11 protein-coding genes are annotated in these 20,366 nt (G+C 71.9%); 5 read left to right on the top strand and 6 right to left on the bottom strand.

The features are described from left to right. Positions 1-210: 210 nt before the first annotated feature. A complete protein-coding gene (locus WMF43_RS32540) occupies positions 211-3,027 on the top strand; it encodes a protein kinase domain-containing protein (RefSeq protein ID WP_437670749.1) in 2,817 nt (938 codons plus the stop codon). Positions 3,028-3,066: 39 nt separating this feature from the next. Here WMF43_RS32540 and WMF43_RS32545 read toward each other — a convergent pair whose 3' ends face one another. From WMF43_RS32545 to WMF43_RS32560, 4 genes are all read right to left on the bottom strand, one after another. Then, on the bottom strand, positions 3,067-3,354 hold the full coding sequence (locus WMF43_RS32545; protein WP_437670751.1) for a hypothetical protein: 288 nt from the start codon (positions 3,352-3,354) through the stop codon (positions 3,067-3,069). An 812-nt stretch (positions 3,355-4,166) separates the two neighbouring features. Continuing rightward, a complete protein-coding gene (locus WMF43_RS32550; RefSeq protein ID WP_437670753.1) occupies positions 4,167-4,967 on the bottom strand; it encodes a Uma2 family endonuclease in 801 nt (266 codons plus the stop codon). A gap of 188 nt (positions 4,968-5,155) precedes the next feature. Beyond that, on the bottom strand, positions 5,156-5,602 hold the full coding sequence (locus WMF43_RS32555) for a hypothetical protein (protein WP_437670755.1): 447 nt from the start codon (positions 5,600-5,602) through the stop codon (positions 5,156-5,158). Between the two features lie 32 nt (positions 5,603-5,634). After that, positions 5,635-6,807 (bottom strand): M48 family metallopeptidase, encoded by a 1,173-nt coding sequence (locus WMF43_RS32560; RefSeq protein ID WP_437670757.1) that lies wholly within the window; start codon positions 6,805-6,807, stop codon positions 5,635-5,637. Positions 6,808-7,201: 394 nt separating this feature from the next. Between WMF43_RS32560 and WMF43_RS32565 the strand changes: the two genes are divergently transcribed. Further along, complete coding sequence (locus tag WMF43_RS32565; RefSeq protein WP_437670759.1) at positions 7,202-9,931, top strand: hypothetical protein; 2,730 nt, start codon at positions 7,202-7,204, stop codon at positions 9,929-9,931. Between the two features lie 525 nt (positions 9,932-10,456). Then, positions 10,457-12,172 (top strand): hypothetical protein, encoded by a 1,716-nt coding sequence (locus WMF43_RS32570; protein ID WP_437670761.1) that lies wholly within the window; start codon positions 10,457-10,459, stop codon positions 12,170-12,172. A 33-nt stretch (positions 12,173-12,205) separates the two neighbouring features. On the opposite strand, the gene WMF43_RS32575 is transcribed toward WMF43_RS32570, so the two are convergent. Continuing rightward, a complete protein-coding gene (locus WMF43_RS32575) occupies positions 12,206-13,168 on the bottom strand; it encodes a hypothetical protein (protein ID WP_437670763.1) in 963 nt (320 codons plus the stop codon). A gap of 178 nt (positions 13,169-13,346) precedes the next feature. Here WMF43_RS32575 and WMF43_RS32580 point away from each other — a divergent pair, with 178 nt between their 5' ends. After that, positions 13,347-15,863: a hypothetical protein gene (locus WMF43_RS32580; protein WP_437670765.1), complete on the top strand. Its 2,517-nt coding sequence runs from the start codon at positions 13,347-13,349 to the stop codon at positions 15,861-15,863. A 70-nt stretch (positions 15,864-15,933) separates the two neighbouring features. Here the strand turns inward: WMF43_RS32580 and WMF43_RS32585 are convergent, their stop codons facing one another. Further along, a complete protein-coding gene (locus tag WMF43_RS32585) occupies positions 15,934-17,364 on the bottom strand; it encodes a right-handed parallel beta-helix repeat-containing protein (protein ID WP_437670767.1) in 1,431 nt (476 codons plus the stop codon). 295 nt (positions 17,365-17,659) lie between these two features. Between WMF43_RS32585 and WMF43_RS32590 the strand changes: the two genes are divergently transcribed. Next, the gene (locus tag WMF43_RS32590; protein WP_437670769.1) at positions 17,660-20,365 is read left to right on the top strand and encodes a right-handed parallel beta-helix repeat-containing protein; all 2,706 of its coding nucleotides are present in this window, start codon (positions 17,660-17,662) and stop codon (positions 20,363-20,365) included. Position 20,366 lies beyond the last annotated feature (1 nt).

Consider the following 20,366-nt stretch of genomic DNA (forward strand, 5'->3'; position numbering starts at 1 on the left):
CGGCGCAGCTGCGCGTCGCCTCGCGAGAAGTCCGGGGAGCCGTGACCAGGCAGGGCTTGCCCAGCACGGGCAGCACGGGACAGGGGCGCGAGCGTGTCCCACCCCTCCCCCCTCCCGCCCCGATGTCGCCCCCGGCGCTGCGCCACCGCGCTCCCCCGCCGCACGAACCCGCCGTTCCTCGAAGTTTTCGTATAGGCTGTGTCGTTGATCATGATGCGACACGAGTCGTCAGACCTCGCGACGGCCCCCCATGCACCGCCGGTCCTCGACGCGTCGACGGCGCCTGATGCGCCGCCGGTCCTCTGCCCGCCGACGGCGCCCCACGCGCCGCCGGTCCTCGGCGCGGCGGCGCGCGGCGAGCTCGGCCCGGGTCACGTCATCGCCGGCCGCTACGAGCTCCGCGCCCGCCTCGGCGCGGGGGGCATGGGCTCCGTGTGGCGCGCCCTGGATCGCGCGGTGGAGGAAGAGGTCGCCGTCAAGGTTCTCCTCGCCGACTGGTCGAACGAGCCGGTCATGGTGGCGCGCTTCCGCCGCGAGCTCAGGCTCGCGCGGAAGATCTCCCACCCGAGCGTCTGCCGCGTGTTCGACCTGGGCGAGGCCGACGGGCTGCGCTTCTTGACCATGGAGCTCATCGAGGGCCCGACGCTGCGCGCCCTGCTCGCGGAGGGCCCGCTCGAGCCGAGGCGGGCGCTCTCGATCCTCCAGCAGGTGGCGAGCGGGCTCGCCGCCGCGCACGATCAGGGGATCATCCACCGCGATCTGAAGCCCGAGAACGTGCTCGTACGGCGCGACGGGCGGGCGATCGTCGCGGACTTCGGGCTCGCGCGGGGGGTGCTCGCCCAGCCGTCGACCGTCGGCAGCGTCGCGGGCACGCCCACGTACATGTCGCCGGAGCAGCTCCGCGGCGATCCGCTCGGCCCGACCAGCGACATCTTCTCGCTCGGCATCCTCGGCTTCGAGCTGCTCACCGGCCGCTCGCCGTTCGGCGCGGGCACCCCCGCCACCATCATGAGCGCCATCCTGCGCGACGCCCCGCAGCGCCTCGAGGCGCCGGCGCTGCCCGAGAGCGCCGTCCGCGCGCTCGACGAGCTGCTCGCGCGCGCCATGAGGAAGCGCCCGGAGGAGCGCTTCCCGTCGGCCGGCAGCTTCGAGGCCGCGCTCGGGGCGGTGATCGCGGACCTCTGCCGGCCGATCGACGCGGCGGGCGCGGCGGGCAAGACGCTCCCGAGCGGCCGGCCGTCCCTGTCGTCGACGCTGTCGCCGACGATGGACGCGACGTCTCCAGGCGTCCGGCTGTCCTTGCCGGCGGCGATGGACGCGGCGTCTCCGGGCGGCCGCCCGTCGCCCTCGCGCCGCCGGAGGTGGCGCGGCGCGGCCGCCGTCGCGGCGTCGGTGCTCGGGCTCGCCGCCGTCACCTGGCGCGCGGGAGACGGGGGCCAGGCCGCCTCCGAGCGCGCCGCCCCGCCCGAGCGCCGCGCGATCGACGTGGCCCCGGCACCCGCCGAGGACCCGCGCCCCGCGATCGTGGTGACGCCCTTCGACAACCTGACCGAGGAGGCCTCGTGGGACGGGCTCGGCCAGAGCGCGGCGGAGGTGATCCTCGGCGGCCTGCGCACGATGCCGCAGGTCCGCGCGCTCGGCGCCGCGCGCTCCGTCGATCCGGTGGCCGAGGCGCAGCGACGCGGCGCGGCCTGGGTCGTCACGGGCACCCTCCAGCGCGTGGGGGACGACCTCCGCCTGGCGGCCCAGCTCCGCGCGACCGGCGGGCCGGTCGCGGGCGAGCCGATCGAGATCGACGGCGCCCCGGAGGAGCTGCCGCGGCTGCTCGACGCGCTGCGCGACCGCGCCCTCGACGAGGTGCGGCTCGTGTGGCGGGACCATCACCGCCGCGAGCGCGCCGTCCGCGGGACGAGCGACGCCGCGGCCCGGGCGAAGCTGCTCCAGTACTACACGATGATCGGGCCCGCGCCGCGCCCCCAGCACCACGCCGAGGGCAAGCGCCTGCTCGACGAGGCGCTCGCCGCCGACGCCGGGTACGTGCCGGCCCTCGCGGAGAGGGCGTACCTGCAATCGCTGCACGCGTACGTGCAGAACGAGCCCTCGCTCTACGCGTCGGCGCTCGACGATCTGGCGCGCGCCCTGTCGCGCGCGCCGGACGACCCGCAGGCGCTCGTCATGCGCTGCCGCGTCCTCCAGGTGAAGCGCCAGGCAGGGGACCACGCGACGGACGCGGACAACCAGGCGGCCCTCGACGCCTGCGAGGCCGCGCGCCACGCCGATCCCGGATCGGCGGACGTGCTCATCGCGTTCGCGCGCCTCCACGACGACACGTGCCAGAGCGACCTGGCCAACGGGTTCGCCGAGCAGGCGCTCGAGCTGGATCGCAGCCTGTCGGGGCGTGTCCTCCGGCAGCGCGTGATGCTCGCGCTGCAAGAGGGCAAGTGGGAGATCGCCGACCGGATGTCGCTGCGGCTGGCGGCGTTCGAGGAGGAGCAGCGGGCGCTCGGGGCGCGCGGGATCAGCCGGCGCATGGGCGTCCTGCCGACGCCCGGCGCCCACCTGCTCCGCGCCGCGGTGCTGCTGCGCCAGGATCGGCTGGACGAGGCGCGGGCGGAGCTCGAGGAGGAGCTCGCCGCCGACATGGGGGCGAAGGCGGACGGGCCGTTCGAGGCCGCGTCGATCCGGGGGATCCTGCGCGTCGCGCGGCAGAAGGGGGAGCCCCTGGACGCCCGGCTGGCGCAGCGGCTCGCCGCGCTGGAGCGGCAGCTCCACGAGGGCGCGGCGAAGAACCCGCACGTGGCCGCGTCGGTGGCGGGCGCGTACCAGTGGACCGATCCCGAGGCGGCGCTCGCCTGGCTCGGCCGGATGGGCGCGCCGAGCTCGTTCAAGGAGGCGTTCCACCGTGCGCTCGCCTACCGGATGGCCGGCAAGGACGCCGCGGCGCGCGCCGCGCTCGGGGCGCGCGCGCCGGCCGAGCGGTGGGAGCGCGCCTGCGCGACGTGGCTCGGGTCGCAGCTGTCGCTCTGAGCGCGGCGGCGCGCGTAAGCCGGTGAAATCCTTCGCGGATCAGATGGGATCACAGATCGGGGAGCACATCGCCTGCGGCGCGCGGGCGGGCGCGCTCGGGCGCGGGGCGCGCTGCTCGGAGGGCGCCTCCTCGTCCGCGCCGTCGCTCTCCTCCTCTTCCTCGTCGAGTTCGCAGTCGCTGCCTTCGTCACCCTCGCTCGCCCCGTCACCGAGCGCGCAAGGGGCCTCGTCGCTCGGCGCGACACACGCGGTCATGGACAACATCGGCAGGAGGCCGGCGAGGAAGAGCGCAGACAGGCGGAGGGACTTCAGGATTTGATAGCTCATGATCGCACCTCTCCATCGAGCAGCCGGAGGGCTGCTGCTTGCAGGCTTTTCCACGGGCGATCCGCTCGGCCGAACTGCCGCTCATGAGGTCATGAAGGGCAGCTCGGACCCACGCTGGCCGGCGGCGCTCGTCCTTTCGGACTGGCTCGTTATGAGCGAGCGCCGGAACCCTCGTGAGAGCGGCGTCGTCCGTTCGTCAGCGGGTATCGCACGCGCCGTACCAGGGTTTACCGGCGGTGGCCGCCGGGCCCGGCGAGGCGCGCGCGGGGGCACGTTTCAGCGGAGATTCGGCGCGATCCAGGGGGAAATCGAGGCGCGCGAGGCCGGGCGCGCGCGCCGGGAGGGCGCCTCGACGGGCGATGTTCCCGGCGGGGAGCCGGCTCGGCTGCTCAAGCGATGCGCAGACTGCGTGGATGGGCTTGCGCAAATTGAGAAAGCCGCCTTGCGCACGCGGGCTGCCCTGCGCGCGCCGGCGGCGGCGACGGTCGGCCCGGACCGGGCTCTCCCGTCAATAGGTCATGCGACGAGGCTCCCTCGTGGAACGATGAGAGGCGATGATGCTTGTTCTGCCGCTCTCGATATGAGGTCTCGTGCACCCCTTTCGCGCGCTCGCGCGCGATCCCTCCGCCGACGAGCGCCCGACGCTTTCGCTGCGCAGCTCGCTCGTGCAGCCTGAGCACGCCCGAGCTCATCTCTCCCCATCCGGCCGCGGAGGGAGGCGCTCGGGAGGCCGCATCACGCGCCAGCTTGCGCGCCGCGGTGCCGAGGGGGGCGCGCTGCCCGCCTCGGTCTGGCGCCACAGCTGCGCCGGCTTATCGCCGCGTCCGCCGCTTCCCCTTGGCCTGCGCGAGCTCCGCCCGCAGCGCCGCCACCTCGGCCTGCAGCTTCTCGTTCGCCTCGCGCGCCTTCGCCTCGGCCTCGCGCGTCTTCGCCTCGGCCTCGCGCGCCTTCGCCTCGGCCTCGCGCGCCTTCGCTTCGGCCTCGTCCGGCGTCGGGAGCAGCTCGCGCCCCTCACGATCGCGCGCCAGCCGGAGCATCGGGCCCACCGACGGGTCCTCCACGACGGTCCACCACAGGCCCAGCGCCTCGCACGCGCAGAGATCCGGATCGTCGGGCGCCCGCTCCACGAGGTCGCCGTCGAGCGCGTCCCAGATGCGGATCGGGCGTATCCGGTCGTCGGGATGGAAGCGCACGACCTCCCGGATGCCCGCGGCGCGGTAGCGCTCGAGCTTCTCGTCCCAGTCCGGCTCCCCCTCGTCCGACTCGCTCACGATCTCGACCCCGAGGTCGGGCGCCCCGTGCAGCCACGTCTTCCAGGTGCGAAAGGTCCGGTGAGGCACCCCGAGACGGACGAAGGCGTCCGGGGCGAGGCGCTTCTTCGCGCTCCTCGGGTCCCAGTAGACGAACTGGTCCGAGCCGAGCGTCGCCACCTGCGCGAGCTCGCGCTTGAGGATCAGGTACAGCGCGGTGCGGAGCTCCAGGTGGCGGTTCGTCTCGGGCACTTCTTCGGCCTCGGGAAAGTACACCGGCTCGGGCGGGCGGCTGTAGACGTGCGCTCCCATCCGCCGGCGAGGCGCAGCGGGCGGGCGGACGGTGGGCTCGCTGGCTGACATGGCTGACGCCGAGGGTACCACGACCGCCGCCGCGCGGCATTGCCGGGCCGAAGCAGCGGCTCGAGGCCGGAGGGACGATCCGCGCCTGAGCCGAGCCTGCAGGCGCTCGTGGAGGTGGACTGGGAAGGGCGCGCCGCGCGAGGCAGCGCGGCGCAGGCGGCGCCGCGGGGCAGGTGATCGCTGCCCCGTCAGAACTCGTCTTTCCCGTACTTGCGCTCGTAGGCGTCCGCGGCCACGGCGACGTGAAACGCGCTCGCCTTGAACTCCTCCGGATCGAGGGTGTCGAGCAGGTGGTCGATGCTGGCCACGATCATCAGCTCCGACTTCTTCTCCCAGATCCCGTAACGCGCGAAGAGCACGCTCTCGTTCAGGCGCAGGAGGTCGAGCGCCCGGTCCTTCGAGAGGCCGCTGAAGAGCCCTTTCTTCACGACGAGGCAGGGCGAGAGGATGGTGACGACCTTGTTCGATCCCTCCCGCGAGCTGTCGCGCACGTAGACGGTCTGGGAGCGCCCCTGATCGAGCTGGAACCCCATGCCGAAGTGCATCCTGTCTTCGTCGATCTTGCCGTTGATGCCGGCGAGGGTCGCCACCTCGCTCACGCGCTCCAGGTTCTCGAGACTCTGCCGTAAACCCATGGGTCGTCTCCTTCCTCCGATTCCTCCGAGGCCTATTTCGCGATCATCATGTCCACCGCGGCGGGCGCGATGCCGAGCTCGCCGCCGAGTTTTCGCAGGCGCAGCACCTCGCCCTCCAGGATCGGGCCGTCCTGCCGGGCCATCCCGATGAGCCCACCGACGAGGCGGTGGAGCTCGGCCGCGCTGAGCTTCGTCCGGCGCGCGCGGCGCGCCTCCTGGAAGCGCTGCAGCGCGAGCTCCGCCGCGCCGGCCCCGCCGCGCACGGCCTCGGCGGCGTCCGCGCTCGCCGGCGCGAGCGCGGCGAGGCGCGCGCGCTGCTCCGGCGTCGTCGCCTTGCCGCCCGCGAGCGCGACATAGAGGCTCCCCCAGAACAGGAAGCGCGCGAGGAACGGGTCGTCCGCGTCCGCCTTCTGGGCAGGCTGCGCGTCCATCAGCGCGAGCAGGCGGCGCACCTCGTCGTCCGCGGCGGGGCCCGGCCCGTGCCGCCAGAACGAGAGCAGCGCCCGCAGCCGGAGCGGCGGGAACGGGTGGGAGAGCTGCCATTGGTCCCGGCGCCCGACGTCCACCACCTCGTCGACGAGGTGCTCCCACTGCTGCGCGAGCTCCACCGGGTCGACCTTGAGACCGGGTATGGTGAGCCCGGAGAGCGTCTTGAAGATGGCGTTCGCCGCGACCTCCAGCGAGCCGCAGCACACGAGCCCGGCGCGGTCCGCGCTCACCTCCGCCGCCCGCTGGAACGACAGCACGAGCTGGGCGCGCTCCAGATCCAGGTTGCCGTTCGCGACGAGGTGGTTCGCCGGGACGTCGAGGTGCCCGTACACGGCGTGCCCGAGCTCGTGCCCGATCACGAACTCGAGCTCCTCCGAGGAGAGCGCGCTGACGGCCCCGCTGCTCACGCCCACGAGGAGGTGGCTGCGTCCCTCGGCGACGAACGCGTTGATCTGGGGCTCGGCGAAGACGTAGGCCTCGAGCTCCTTGCCGAGCTCGGCGTGGCGCGACAGGCGCGCGAACGACTGCGCCACGTTCGGCAGGAGCCGCACGTTGACGCGCACCGCCTCGCTCAGGAGCCGCGCCCGCGTCGCGCTGCGCTGGCGCAGGATCTCCGCCCGGTGGAGCTCGCGCTTCACCACCTCGTCGGAGAGGACCTGCTCGTGCAGAGATCGCTCGCCGCTGAACCGCGCTTCGTGAAGAGAGGTGGGCTTCATGGTTGGACTCCGTGGCGGCCGGCAGCGGCGCTGCGGCGCTGAGCAAGGCTGAGCAGCGCGCGTGCCAGGAGACGGCCGGCCGGACGTCGGCGTCGCCCCAGCGCCATTGACGGCGACGCCCGCGGAGGACACGCCCGCGGAGGGGCTCGAGGCCGCGCGGCGCCGCGCAGACGGCTCATCCGGCTCGATCCGCTTGATCGGACGATCACGTCGACAGATCAAGCGACATCCTCCTTCATGGTGCGCGCGGCTCGCGGTGCGCGGCCGGAGCCGACTCTGCTTGAGTCCGCTTGAGCCGATCTCTTACCCGGCCTCCCGGCGTGTGGTGCTTGTACGCCCATGACCGTGATGTAGGCTCGTGAGATCAGCCTTTTCGGACGGATGAAAGGCAACGATGTTGGTCCTACTGCTCTCAATACGATGTTTCGCGCGCTCCCCGGGCGCGCTCGTGCTCTTCGCGCTCGTGGCCGCGATGACGGGCTGCGGGGCCGACGACCGCGCGCCCGGCCCGCTGGGCACCGGCGCGAAGGCGTGCGCTCCCGGGGAGACGCCGCTCGAGGGCGGCGGCTGCCAGCCCGCGGGCCTGCCGCCGGACATGCCGTGCCCGCCCGGGGAGACGCCGCTCGAGGGCGGCGGCTGTCAGCCGGCAGGGCTGCCGCGAGACATGGCGTGCCCGCCCGGGGAGATGCCGCTCGAGGGCGGCGGCTGCCAGCCGGCAGGGGTCCCGCCCGACGCCTGCGGCCAAGGCTTCGCGCCGGACGGGCGCGGCGGATGTGATCCGATCCTCCCCGAGCGGCCGTGTCCGCCGGGGCAGATGGCGATCCCGGGCGACACGTCGTGTCGTGAGGTCGCGCCGTGCGGCACCGGCGACTACGGGCTGATTCCGGTCGATGCCACGACGCAGTTCGTGAACGGCGCCTACGCTGGGGACGACAGCGACGGGACGATGGCGAGGCCGTGGAGACATATCCACGAGGGGGTCGCTCACGCCTCATCGGGGGCGATCGTGGCCGTGGCGGCGGGGACCTACACGGAAGATGTCCAGATCCGCTCGAGGCCGGTACGGCTCTGGGGGCGGTGTCCCAGCCTGGTCGAGGTGGTGGGCGCCGGGGCGAACGTCGCGGCCATCGAGATCCTGAGCCGGGGCGCGAGCCGCTCCGAGGTCCACTCCCTCGCGATCACCGGTCCCGGCGTGGGCCTCGGAACGAGCGGGGCCAGCGACGTGATCGCGGATCGTGTGTGGATCCACGACACGACGAGGTGGGGCATCGACGCGGTGAGCGAGCTCGGCCGGGCGGGCCTCACGGTGAGCGCGTCGCTGATCGAGGCGACGAAGGAGGTGGGCCTGAACGTCACCGGCTCGGACGCGACGATCGACGCGACCGTCGTGCGCGGCGTCCGGGCGCGCAATGCGCTGGACATCGGGCGCGGCATCCACGTCGAAGGCAATCCCGTCAGACAGGGGCGCTCCACGGTCGCGCTCCGCCGATCGCTCCTGGAGCAGAACGACGACCTCGGCGTGCTCGTCTTCGGCTCGGACGCGACGATCGAGTCGACCGTCGTGCGCACCACCCGATCACGCGCCGTCGCCCCGGGCGGGACTGGCATTCAGATCCAGCATGACCCCGCCACGCAAGAGCGCGCGACGCTGGCGCTCCGCGCCTCGGTGCTGGAGCAGAACCACGGCGTCGGCGTGGCCATGGCGGGCGCGGAGGCGACGATCGAGGGCACCGTCGTGCGCGACACCCAGGTGCGCAGCGATGGAGAGCTCGGGCGTGGAATCCACGTCCAGGGAGACCACGACACGAAGGAGCGCGGGACGCTCGCGCTCCGCGCCTCGCTCGTGGAGCGGAACCAGGACAACGGCGTGGTCATCACCGGCGCGGAGGCGACGATCGAGGCGACCATCGTGCGCGACACCCAGCCTTACGAGGACGGGACGTACGGGCGTGGCATCCACGTCGAGGGGGATCCCGCCATACCGGCGCGCGGGGCGCTCTCGCTCCGCGCCTCGCTCGTGGAGCGGAACCATGAGGCCGGCGTCTATATCGAGGGCTCGGAGGCGACGGTCGAGGCGAGCGTCGTGCGCGACACCCAGCGGCGCGGCGACGATCATCACGGGCACGGCATCGTGACCGTGGCGACGCCCGACGGCCCGCGCACGCGCGGGACGCTCTCGCTCCGCGCCTCGCTCCTAGAGCAGAACCATGAGGCCGGCGTGTTCGTCGAGGAGTCGGACGCCTCGATCGACGCGAGCGTCGTGCGCGACACCCAGCCAGGCGCAAAAGGAGCCGCAGGGTACGGCGTCGTGGCGCAGGACGGATCGACCACGCACGACCGCGCGACGTTGGCGGTCCGCGGATCGCTCGTCGAGCAGAACCGCGAGAGCGGCGTGCTCGTCTTCAACTCGGACGCGACGATCGACTCGACCGTCGTGCGCGGCACCCAGCCGCGCAGCGATGGAACGTGGGGGCGAGGCATCGACGTCTCGCTGGATCCGACCACGCGCCGGCGCGCGACGCTGGCGCTCCGTGGCTCGCTCGTGGAGCAGAACCACGAGCTCGGCGTGGGCGTCATCGGCTCGGACGCGACGATCGAGTCGACCGTCGTGCGCGACACCCAGCCGCGCGGCGACGGAAGGGGTGGTGAGGGGATCCGGGCTCAACATGACGAGGTGACGCTGGAGCGCGCGACGCTGGCGCTCCGCGCCTCGCTCCTGGAGCAGAACCACGAGTCCGGGATCATCGTCTTCGGCTCGGACGTGACCGTCGATTCGACCGTCGTACGTACCACCCGGTCGCGGCGCGACGAGACGGCGGGGGACGGAATCGCCGTGGTCTTCAACGGCCCTCCGGCGAAGGTGACCGTCGCGTCGACCCGGATCGAGGAGAACGCCCGCGCCGGCATCGCGAGCTTCAGCGCGGCCGTCCTGCTCGTCTCGAGCGCCGTCCAGTGCAACAGGATCGACCTCGACGGTGAGGACACCTTCGAGGGCCGGCCCTTCACGTTCGACGGCAGCAAAGGAAACCTCTGCGGCTGCGACGACCCGGATCCCACCTGCCCGGTGCTGAGCGCGAAGCTGAGCCCGCCTGACGCCGTCTCTCCCATTCGCTCGGAGCGATGACCGGCAGCGCGATTCACTTCTGCACCCCGCCACGGTCGACGGCGGCCCATGGGAGACGAGCCACGCTCCGTACCAGGCCGGGGCTGGCACCTGACACGCGGCGGCGCGCGGTCTTGATCACATGGATCGATCGACCTGATCAAACGATCAAATCGGGCGGGCCATGCCCGGTCCTGCGACGGAGACCAGCAGCGCGACATCCGGTGGCGCCGTCGTGGTACGCGTGGTGCAGGGCGGAGGCCAAGCCCCTCGGCCGGGGTCGGCGCTGGCTGGAGCTCACCGGCGTCCTCGGCCCGGGAGACCACGATGGCTGGCAGGAAGAGGAAATTGGAGAGGCTCACACGACCCCTGCGCGTCGTCGCTCGACGCGGGGAAGAAGCGCCAGCGCGTCGAGGGGAACGCTCCGCGATCTGCGCGTTGCTCGCGCTCGCCATTGCGGCGGCGGGCTGCGGAGAGGGCGAAGCCCCCGCCCGGTGTCCTGCCGGAGAGTTTCCGGGGGACGACGGGCACTGCCAGGCTGCGGGGGTGCCGCCGGAGGAATGCGGCCCCGGCTTCGAGGCCGACGGGCACGCCGGCTGCGCGCCGATCCTCCCGGAAGGCCCCTGCGCGAGGGGCCAGATGGCGATGCCTGGGGAGATCCATTGCCGTGAGATCGCCCCGTGCGGCGGAGGCGACTATGGGACCATCCCGAGGCAGGACGACCCGACGACCCAGTTCGTGAACGGAGCCTATCCGGGGGACGACAGCGACGGGACGAGGGCAAGGCCCTGGAAGAGCATTCAGGACGGCATCCTCTACGCCAGATCCGGGGCCGTCGTGGCGGTGGCGGCGGGGAGCTACGAGGAGGACATCCACATCCACAACAGGCCCGTGCAGCTGTGGGGGAGATGCCCGGCCCTGGTCGAGGTGGTGGGCACCACGGTGGAGACCGCGACGCTGCGCATCAACTCCAGGAACGCGAACGGCGCCGAGGTTCACTCTCTCGCGATCACGGGGCCGAGCGCCGGCTTCATCACGAGCGGAGCCCGCGACGTGGTCCTCGACCGGGTATGGATCCACGACACGACGCTCTTCGGGGTCGGCACCGAGGACTCGGTCGGTGCGTCAAGCTTCACGGTCAACGCTTCGCTGGTCGAGGCGACGACGGGCGTCGGCATGGGGATCATCGGCTCCGACGCGACGATCCTGGCCACGACCGTGCGGGGCACCCTGCCGTCCAGCGATGGAACGGCGGGTCATGGAATGGAGATTCAATCTCATCCCGCGACCGGAAGCCGCTCGAAGGTGACGATCCGGGGGTCGCTCCTGGAGCAGAACACCATGGCTGGCGTGCTCGTCACGGGCGCGGACGCGGACATCGAGGCGACCGTCGTGCGTGACACCCTGCCCTACAGCGACGGGACGGCCGGTCACGGCATCAGCATCGAGAGGTTCCCCGCGACGCAGCAGCGCGCGAGCGTGACGATCCGGAGCTCGTACGTGGAGCGGAGCCATGAGCTCGGCGTGCGCGTCCAGGGCTCGGACGCGACCATCGAGGCGACCGTCGTGCGCGACACCCAGCCCTACAGCGACGGGACGGCCGGGCGCGGCATCGAGGTTCACCCGGATCCCGCGACGGACGACCGCGCTTCGCTGACGCTGCGCCGCTCGCTCCTGGAGCAGAACCACGAGGTCGGCGTGTTCGTAGGAGGCTCCGACGCGACGATCGAGGCGACCGTGATCCGCGCGACCCAGCCGAACGTCGAAGGAATGACCGGGTATGGCGTCATCGCCGTGATGGATTCGGCGAGGCGCATGCGCGCGGCGCTGACGCTCCGCGGCTCGCTGGTGGAGCAGAACCACGACGCCGGCGTGCTCGTCGCCGGCGCGGACGCGACGGTCGAGACGACGAACGTGCGCGCGACGCGGGCCAACGGCGACGGGAATTTCGGCGACGGGATCGCCGTGCTTTTCAACGAGGACGCCGCCTCCGTCAGCATCGACGCGACGACGGTCGAGAACAACGACCGCGCCGGCATCTCGAACTTCAGCGCGGCCGTCCTCCTCCTCTCGAGCACCGTCCAGTGCAACAGGATCGATCTCAACGGCGAGGACGACGTGGAGGGCTGGCCGTTCACCTACGACGGCAGCAAGGGCAACCTGTTCGGCTGCGGCGCGTCCGTGAGCTCCACGATGGTGGTGCAGAGCTCGCGCCTGAGCGCGCCTCCTCCCATCGCGCCCCTCCGCTCCGCCGAGCGGTAGGCCTCCGCGCGGGCCTCGGTCGCCCGCGGCGGCCTAGGGGGCCGTGTGCCCGAGGGGGAAGATCGGGCTGAGGCAGAACGGGCCAAACCTCGTCGGCGTGCACCTGTCGCTCTCGTTCCGGCAATCGCTCTGCCCGCCGGGGCACGCGTCGGCAGCGAGGCAGTAGCCGTTCTCGACGCGCTTGCCGGTGAGCCCACCGACGGCGACGCACCAGAGCACCGGGGCCTCGCAGTCGTCTTGCGAGGCGCACGCCGGCGCGCAGACCCCCTCGTCGCCGGCGCCGTCCTCCTGGCCCTTGTAGATGCAGAATCCGCGCTCGGGTCCACCGCAGTCCGACGTCGGCGTCGGATCGTTGCTGCCGCCGAGCACGCAGCGGCTCGAGCAGATCGCCGTCCCCTCCTCGAGGGGCGCGCACACGCCCTCGCACTCCGGCGCATCGGCGGCCGGGTCGCACGGGGCTCCCATGGGTCTGCCGGGGCGCGTCCGGTCCACGCACACCGCGAGGGTCTGATCGCAGGCCCGCCCGGGCGGACACTGGCTGTCGTCACCGCAGGTCGGCAGGCAGACGTTCGCGTTCAGGTTGCCCCGCGCGCAGCGGACGTCCTCGCGGCCGTGGCACTTCGCCGGGTCGAGCGTTTCGTTCAGGAACCTGAGCGCGGGCCCGATCGTGCACGAGAGCATGCAGGCGCCGTTCCGGTCGTTCGCGTCGACCGTGCAGAGGGCGCTCCCATCGTCGGAGCATTCGTCATGCGTCGCGCAGCGCTTCGAGCAATAGCCGTTCGCCGGGCCGCCGCCGAAGAGCGGATCGTTCACCTGAGGCGCCATGCAGAACAGGCCTGGCTCGCAGTCCACGTCGGCCTCGCACGCCGCGGCGATCGCGCCGGTCCCCCGGGCGGGGGAGGCGGACGAGCCGTCCGCGCTCGTGGAGCAGGCGGGGCACGCCGCGAGCACGATCCCGAGATGTACTGCAAGGAGCTGCGCGGGCCGATCTCTCATGTTCGGGTCTCCGTCGGGACGCCGTCGCGCCGACCGGGCGCGAGTGTATCGATCATCCGGATCGCTCCGCTTGATCGAACGATCACATCCGAAAGGTCACGCGACCTCCGCCGCGCGGGAACGGGTCGATGGCAGCGGACATGCATGGCCGCAGCGGATACCACACAGGGAGACGACCATGCGTGCATTCTCGTTCTGGACGCGAAGCTCCCCTTGTTCCTGGCGCGCGCTCGTGCGGCTCGCGCTCTGCTTCGCGATCGCGGGCTGCGCGGCGTCCGACGATCCGCCTGGCCCCGCCCCGACGGACGCCGCGTGCCCTCCCGGGACGATGCCGGCCGACGGCGGCTGTCAGGCCGCGGGGCTGCCGCCGGGGGTCACCGCGGGCCTGCCGCCGGACATGCCGTGTCCTCCTGGTGAGGCACCGCTCGAAGGCGGCGGCTGCCAGCCGGCCGGGGTCCCGCCGGAGGGCTGCGGCAAGGGATTCGAGCCGGACGGGCGTGGCGGATGCGACGCGATCCTCCCGGAAGCCCCGTGCCCGACCGGGCTGATGGCCGTACCGGGCGGCACGGAGTGCCACGAGGTGGCGCCGTGCGGCGACGGCGACTACGGGACGATCCCGGTGGAGGCAACCACGCAGTTCGTGAACGGCGCCTATGCTGAAAATGATAGCGACGGCACGAGGGAGAAGCCCTGGCGGCAAATCCAGGAGGGTATCACCCACGCCTCGTCGGGGGCGATCGTGGCGGTAGCAGCGGGAACTTACCACGAAAATGTAATCATTCGTTCCACGCCGGTACGGCTCTGGGGCCGGTGTCCGGCCATGGTCGAGGTGGTGGGCGCTGGGGACCAAGCGGCGACGATCCAAGTGCTGAGAGGAGCCGCGAGTCGCTCCGAGCTTCGCGGCTTCGCGATCACGGGGCCGCAAGCGGGTGTGCTCGCGAGCGGCCCCAGCGACGTGATCATCGATCGCGTGTGGGTCCACGACACGGGAGGCAGGGGGATCGGCGTGCAAAGCGCGCCGACCCCGGCGAGCGTCACGGTGCGTGGGTCGCTGGTCGAGACGACGAGGGATGTCGGCGTGTTCGTCGGCGGCTCGCGCGCGACGCTCGATGCCATCGTCGTGCGCGACACACAGCCGCGCCGCGATGGAGCCTCCGGGTCCGGCGTCGTGCTCGTGCCGGACCCCGCCACGGGCGAGCGCGCCAGCGTGACGCTCGGGACGTCGCTCCTGGAGCAGAATCATGACGTGGGCGTGGCCGCCTACGGGTCGGACGCGAAGATCACGTCGACGGTCGTGCGTCGCACACAGCCGCGCAGGGGCTCCACCGGCGGACACGGCATCGAGGTTGTCGATCGCGGGACCCTGACGCTCGACGCTTCCATCGTGGAGCAAAACCACGGTGTCGGCGTCGGCGTCCTCGGCTCCGACGCCGCGATCCACGCGACCGTCGTCCGCGCCACACAGCCGAGACAAGACGACGACACCCGCGGACAGGGAATATCCGTTCAATTCGACCCCGAGGCGAATGAACGGTCGAGCGTGAGGCTACACGCCTCGCTCCTGGAGCAAAATCATGAGGCAGGCGTGAGCGTCCTGGGCTCCGATGCGACGATCGATGCGGTCATCGTGCGCGGCACGCAGCCCACGAAGTCGGACAACAGAGGCGGACGCGGCATATCCCTCCAGTCCCACGCCGACACCTATGAGCCGTCGCGCGCGACGATCCGCGCTTCGGTCCTCGAGCAGAACCACGACGTCGGCGTGCACGTCGTGGACGCCGAGGCGACGATCGACGCGACCATCGTGCGCGAGACGAGCTTGGACAGCGCTGGACGCGGCTGGGGCATCGAGGTCGTCGGTCTCTCCGACCCCGCTGGCCCGCGCGAGCGCACGGCGTTGACGCTGCGCAGCTCGCTGGTGGAGAAGAACCATGGAGCCGGCGTGATCGTCCAAAGCGCCGACGCCACGATCGAGGGGAGCGTCGTGCGCGCCACCCGGCCGCTCCACGACGGGACATGGGGTAACGGGCTCGTGGTTCAGAACCATGGCATCACGATCCCGACCCTCGTCACGGCGAGCGAGCGCGCCACGCTGACGCTCAGCGCGTCGCTCCTGGAGCAGAACCACGAGGTCGGCGTGCTCGTCGTGGGCGCGGATGCGACCATCGAGGCGACCGTCGTGCGCGAGACCCGGCCACGCAGCGACGGGAGCTGGGGGCGTGGCGTCGAGATCGAGGATGATCCCGTGACCCGCGCGCGCGCCGCGTTGACGCTCCGCACCTCGCTTCTAGAGCAAAACCATGAGGTCGGCCTATACTTGTACAACTCGGACGCGAGGATCGAGGCGACCGTCGTGCGCGGCACGCAGCGGCGGAGCGATGGGACGGCGGGAGATGGAATCGCGCTGGAGTCTGCCGAACAACCGGTCGCGGCGACCATCGCCTGGACACGGGTTGAGTCGAACGCCCGCGCCGGCATCTCGAGCTTCAGCGCGGCCGTCACGCTCACGTCGAGCGTCGTCCAGTGCAATCGCATCGACCTCAACGGCGAGGACGTCGTCGAGGGGCGGAATTTCACGTTCGACGGCAGCAACGAGAACCTCTGCGGCTGCGACATGCCAGATCCCACCTGCGCGGTGCTGAGCGCCAGCCTGACCCCGCCCGCTCCTTTATCGCCCACCCGCCGAGCGCCATGACGCGACCGCCTCTCGCGGCGGCGGGGAGCCGCGCGCGCAGCGCCCGGGCGCCGCGCTCCGCGCCGTCCACTCAGCGGGCGAGGTCCTCGGGGAGCACCTCCGGCGGGGCCGGAACCGGGTACCGCTCCCCCTCGGTCGCCTGCAGCGCGGGGGTGGCCTCCACCACGCGCGGCTGCGAGCCGCCCCTCGTGAAGTTCTGCTGCAGGATCCCGCGCGCCTCGTCGCCGCCGCTCAGCGTAACGTTGCGGAGCATGCCTGTGACCTCACCGTCGATGAGCACGCTGGCGAGCGCGCTGCCGCTGACGATGAGGTCCGAAATCGTCGCTTCCGACTCCGCGGTCCAGACGAGCCCGTGCCCTACATCCTCGGCGCCTGCCTCCGTGCCGAGCGTGGGCAGCGTCTTCAGCCGGGTGTTTGACACCCTGCACCGGCGGATGACGACGCCCCGCGAGGCCCCGAAGATACCGATAGCGAAGCCCTCGTTCTCGTCGAGCTGCGCGTCCTCGATCAGGAACGACTCCGGGATGTTCCGGATCAACAGCCCCATCACGTTGCGGTGGATCTCGACGTCTTCGTCAGGACCGGCGCCGCCGAGCGTCGCCTTGGACCTGAAAGCCAGCACGCCGTACGACGTGCTGTCGTGCACGCGCAGCCCCTTCGCCTCGACGTCCGAGCAGCGCGCGATGGTGAGGCCGCCGCCGTGCCTCCCGGTCTCGAACGCCTCGCCCGGGGCTGTGGCGAGGATATCGAGCCCCTCGATCGACGCCTTGGCGCCGAACAGGGCGACCCCCGCGATGTGGCTCTCGCGCACGATGGAGCTCTTCACGTCGAGCGCCGGCTGCGCGGGCGGCGCGGCGCATTCGCTGCTGCTCTGGACCCAGAGCCCCGGCCCGCCCGCGCCGGCGATCACGACCCGATCGAGGCTCACCGCGAGCGCATCGACCGCGAAGAGGCCATACCGGCCCGCCCCCTCGATCGTGGAGGAGATCACGGCCACGGAGGACCGCGGCTCGACGATGACGGCGCTGCCCGCGCTGCCCCGCACGCGGACCGACGCGATCTTCGCCTCCGTGGCGCCGCGCAGGTGGACGCTCGAGGTGGTCAGTCCTCGAACGACGGCGCCCTCCCCCGCGCCGAGCGCCACCTCCTCGACGGCGACGTCATCGGCCGCTCTCCCCAGCAGGCTCACGCCGCCGGGGAGCGCCACCGCGCCGTACGCGCCCGGCGCGAGCGCGATGCACGATCCGGGCATGGCTTCCGCGGCGGCCGCCTGGAGCTCCGCGTCGCTGCCCGCTCGAGCCACGTCCGTGCACGCGACGCCCTCCGTGCACGTGTCGTCGTCGCAGACGGCGGCCTGGGGCACGCCGGCGCAGGCGCCTCGGATCTCGTTCTCCGTCGCGCACCCGAGCGGCGCGCGCACCTCGACGGCGCCGCAGCCGGCGATCCACGCGAGCCACCCGATGAGCACAATCCCCTTCGCAAATGCAATACAGCCCTGCATGGTGCCAGTCCTCTCCCTGGATTGCCTGCCCCGCCGCCGGCAACCCGCCTGCGGCCACGTCGCGGGACATCGTCACATCGTCCACGTCGTCCACATCGTCATCGTCGCAAGGTCCGGACCAGCACGGGCCTGCACGCTCGGGAGCGCGGCCCGCCGCGCGTGCTCACGGGAGAGAGGCCGCTCCGGCGGCCGCGGGCGCCCCGGAGGTTGCGCGCCGGGCCCCTTGCGCATTTTGCGCAGGTCGCTTGCGCAACGCTGCGCAGACTGCGCGACACCACAGAACAGAAAGGAATCCATGCCTGCATCCCCGCCTGCCACGTGCGTTTTCCCTCCTTCCTGGCGCGCGCTCGTGCTGCTCGCGCTCGCGTTCGTGCTGGCGGGCTGCGGGGCGGACGACGGCCCGCCGCGCGCCGGCGCGCCCGACGCCGACGGCGCCGCGTGCCCTCCCGGGACGACGCCGGTGGACGGCGGCTGTCAAGACGCGGGGCTGCCGCCGGGCGTCACGGCGGGCCTGCCGCCGGACATGCCGTGTCCTCCTGGAGAGACGCCGCTCGAGGGCGGCGGCTGCCGGCCGGCAGGGGTGCCTCCGGAGGCCTGCGGCCAGGGCTTCGCGGCCGATGGCCGGGGCGGCTGCGACCCGATCTTGCCGGACGGCGCGTGCCCGCGAGGGCAGATGGCCGTCCCCGGCGACACCCAGTGTCATGAGGTCGCGCCGTGCGGAGAGGGCGATTACGGGGTGTTCCCGGTCGACGCGACGACGCAGTTCGTGGACGGCTCCTACCCCGGGGACGACAGCGACGGGACGAGGGCGAGGCCGTGGAAGCGCATCCAGCAGGGCATCAACCACGCCCCATCCGGGGCGATCGTGGCGGTGGCCGCGGGCCGATACGTGGAGGACATCTCGATCCGCTCGAGGCCGGTGCGGCTCTGGGGGCGATGTCCGGCCATGGTGGAGGTGGTGGGCACCGGCAGGCAGCTCGCGACCGTCGAGATACTCTACACACGCGCGAGCCGCTCCGGGATTCATCATCTTGCCATCACGGGACCGGGCGCCGGCATCGCGACGAGCGGGGCAAGCGATGTGCTCGTCGATCGGGTCTGGATTCATGACACGACGAGCAGGGGCATCGACATCAACGGCTCGCTGGGTCCGTCGAGCATCACCGTGCGCGCCTCGCTGATCGAGTCGACGAACGAGGTAGGCGTGAACATCGACGGCTCCCGAGCGACGATCGAGTCGACGGTCGTGCGCGACACCGAGCCCCGCGACGACGGGCAGTTCGGACGCGGCTTCCATATCCAGGACGACCCGAGCACACACGAACGAGCGAACGTGACGGTCCGCGCGTCGCTCCTGGAGCGCAACCATGACGCCGGCGTGTTCATCGGCGGCTCGGACGCGACGATCGAGGCGAGCGTCGTGCGCACGACCCGACCGCGCGCCGACGGAAGGTTCGGACGCGGGGTCGTGATCGAGTACGACCCTGACACCGGAGAGCGAGCCGACGTGACGCTCCGCGCGTCGCTCCTCGAGCAGAACCATGACGCCGGCGTGAGCGTCGTCAGCTCGGACGCCATGATCGAGGCGGTCGTCGTCCGCGCCACCCGGCCCGGCAGCGAGGGATGGGGCGCGCGCGGCGTCAGCGTTCATGCTGACGTCACGCCGAACGAGCGCGCGAAGCTCACGCTCCGCGCGTCGCTCCTGGAGCAGAACCATGGGTCCGGCCTGCTCGTCTCGGGCTCGGACGCGACGGTCGAGGCGACGGTCGTGCGCGGCACCCTCCCAGGGATCGGCGGAGCGTTCGGGCGTGGCATCCATGTTCAAAGTGATCCCGAGACGCTGGAGCGCTCGAATTTGACGCTCCGCGGATCGGTCCTGGAGCAGAACCTTGACTGCGGCGCGCTTGTCTTGAGCTCGGACGTGACGGTCGAGGCGTCCATCGTGCGCGGCACCGTGTCGCCCGAAGGTGATCGGCTCGCGGTCGGCATCCAGCTCATGGGGATGGACGATGGGTCCACGCCGCATGAGCGCTCGACGCTGGCGCTCCGCGCCTCGCTCCTCGAGGAGAACGAAGGCAGCGGCGTGCTCGTCCAGAGCTCGGACGCGACGATCGAGTCGACCGTCGTGCGCACTACCCGGCCCGGCGGCGATGACGGGTCCGCTCATGGCATCACGGTTCAGAAACGTGGAATCGATTTGGAAGGCGAGCTCGAGGCGCACGAGCGCTCCACGTTGACCCTCCGCGCGTCGCTCCTGGAGCAAAACTACGATGGAGGTGTGCTCATCGTGAGCTCGGACGCGACGATCGAGTCGACCGTCGTGCGGGGCACCCAGCCCCTCAGCGACGGAACCTCCGGGCGCGGCATCAGCGTTGAATGGGACCCCGAGACGCGCGAGCGAGGGACATTGACGCTCCGCGACTCGATCCTCGAAGAGAACCATGAGCTCGGCGTGTTCGTGCTGAGCTCGGACGCGACGATCGAGTCGACCGTCGTGCGCGGTACCCGTCCGGCCAACAGCTCGAGGGGTGGGAACGGAGTCCACGCGCAGGGAGACGGGCGCGAGAGCGCGGCGCTGACGTTCCGCGGCTCTCTCGCGGAACAGAACCATGACTTCGGCGTGCTCGTCCTGGACGCGCACGCGACGATCGAGGCGGCGGTCGTGCGCGACACCCAGCCGAGCGGCGGCGGTTACGGCGACGGGATCTCCGTGATGTCCAACGAGATCCCCACCACGGCCACGATCACGTCGACGATCGTCGAATCGAACGCCCGCGCCGGCATATCGAACTTCAGCGCGTCCGTCGCGCTTGAATCGAGCGTCGTCCAGTGTAACCGCATCGACCTCAACGGCGAGGATGTCCTACAGGGACAGCCTTTCACCTTCGACTGCGCCAACGGAAACCTCTTCGGCTGCGGCGCCCCGGATCCCACCTGCTCGGTGCTGAGCGCGAGTCTGACTCCCCCTGGTCGCATATCCCCCGCCCGGTCTACGCCATGAT

The sequence above is a fragment of the Sorangium sp. So ce131 genome (assembly GCF_051519095.1).
Lineage (GTDB): Bacteria > Myxococcota_A > Polyangia > Polyangiales > Polyangiaceae > Sorangium.

Bases quoted from the DNA above. Each gene is read 5' to 3' on its own strand.
- WMF43_RS32560 (WP_437670757.1), bottom strand. From the start codon at position 6,807: ATGAAGCCCACCTCTCTTCACGAAGCGCGGTTCAGCGGCGAGCGATCT.
- WMF43_RS32585 (WP_437670767.1), bottom strand. From the start codon at position 17,364: ATGCAGGGCTGTATTGCATTTGCGAAGGGGATTGTGCTCATCGGGTGG.
- WMF43_RS32590 (WP_437670769.1), top strand. From the start codon at position 17,660: ATGCCTGCATCCCCGCCTGCCACGTGCGTTTTCCCTCCTTCCTGGCGC.
- WMF43_RS32575 (WP_437670763.1), bottom strand. From the start codon at position 13,168: ATGAGAGATCGGCCCGCGCAGCTCCTTGCAGTACATCTCGGGATCGTG.
- WMF43_RS32540 (WP_437670749.1), top strand. From the start codon at position 211: ATGATGCGACACGAGTCGTCAGACCTCGCGACGGCCCCCCATGCACCG.
- WMF43_RS32565 (WP_437670759.1), top strand. From the start codon at position 7,202: ATGTTGGTCCTACTGCTCTCAATACGATGTTTCGCGCGCTCCCCGGGC.
- WMF43_RS32580 (WP_437670765.1), top strand. From the start codon at position 13,347: ATGCGTGCATTCTCGTTCTGGACGCGAAGCTCCCCTTGTTCCTGGCGC.
- WMF43_RS32555 (WP_437670755.1), bottom strand. From the start codon at position 5,602: ATGGGTTTACGGCAGAGTCTCGAGAACCTGGAGCGCGTGAGCGAGGTG.
- WMF43_RS32545 (WP_437670751.1), bottom strand. From the start codon at position 3,354: ATGAGCTATCAAATCCTGAAGTCCCTCCGCCTGTCTGCGCTCTTCCTC.
- WMF43_RS32550 (WP_437670753.1), bottom strand. From the start codon at position 4,967: ATGTCAGCCAGCGAGCCCACCGTCCGCCCGCCCGCTGCGCCTCGCCGG.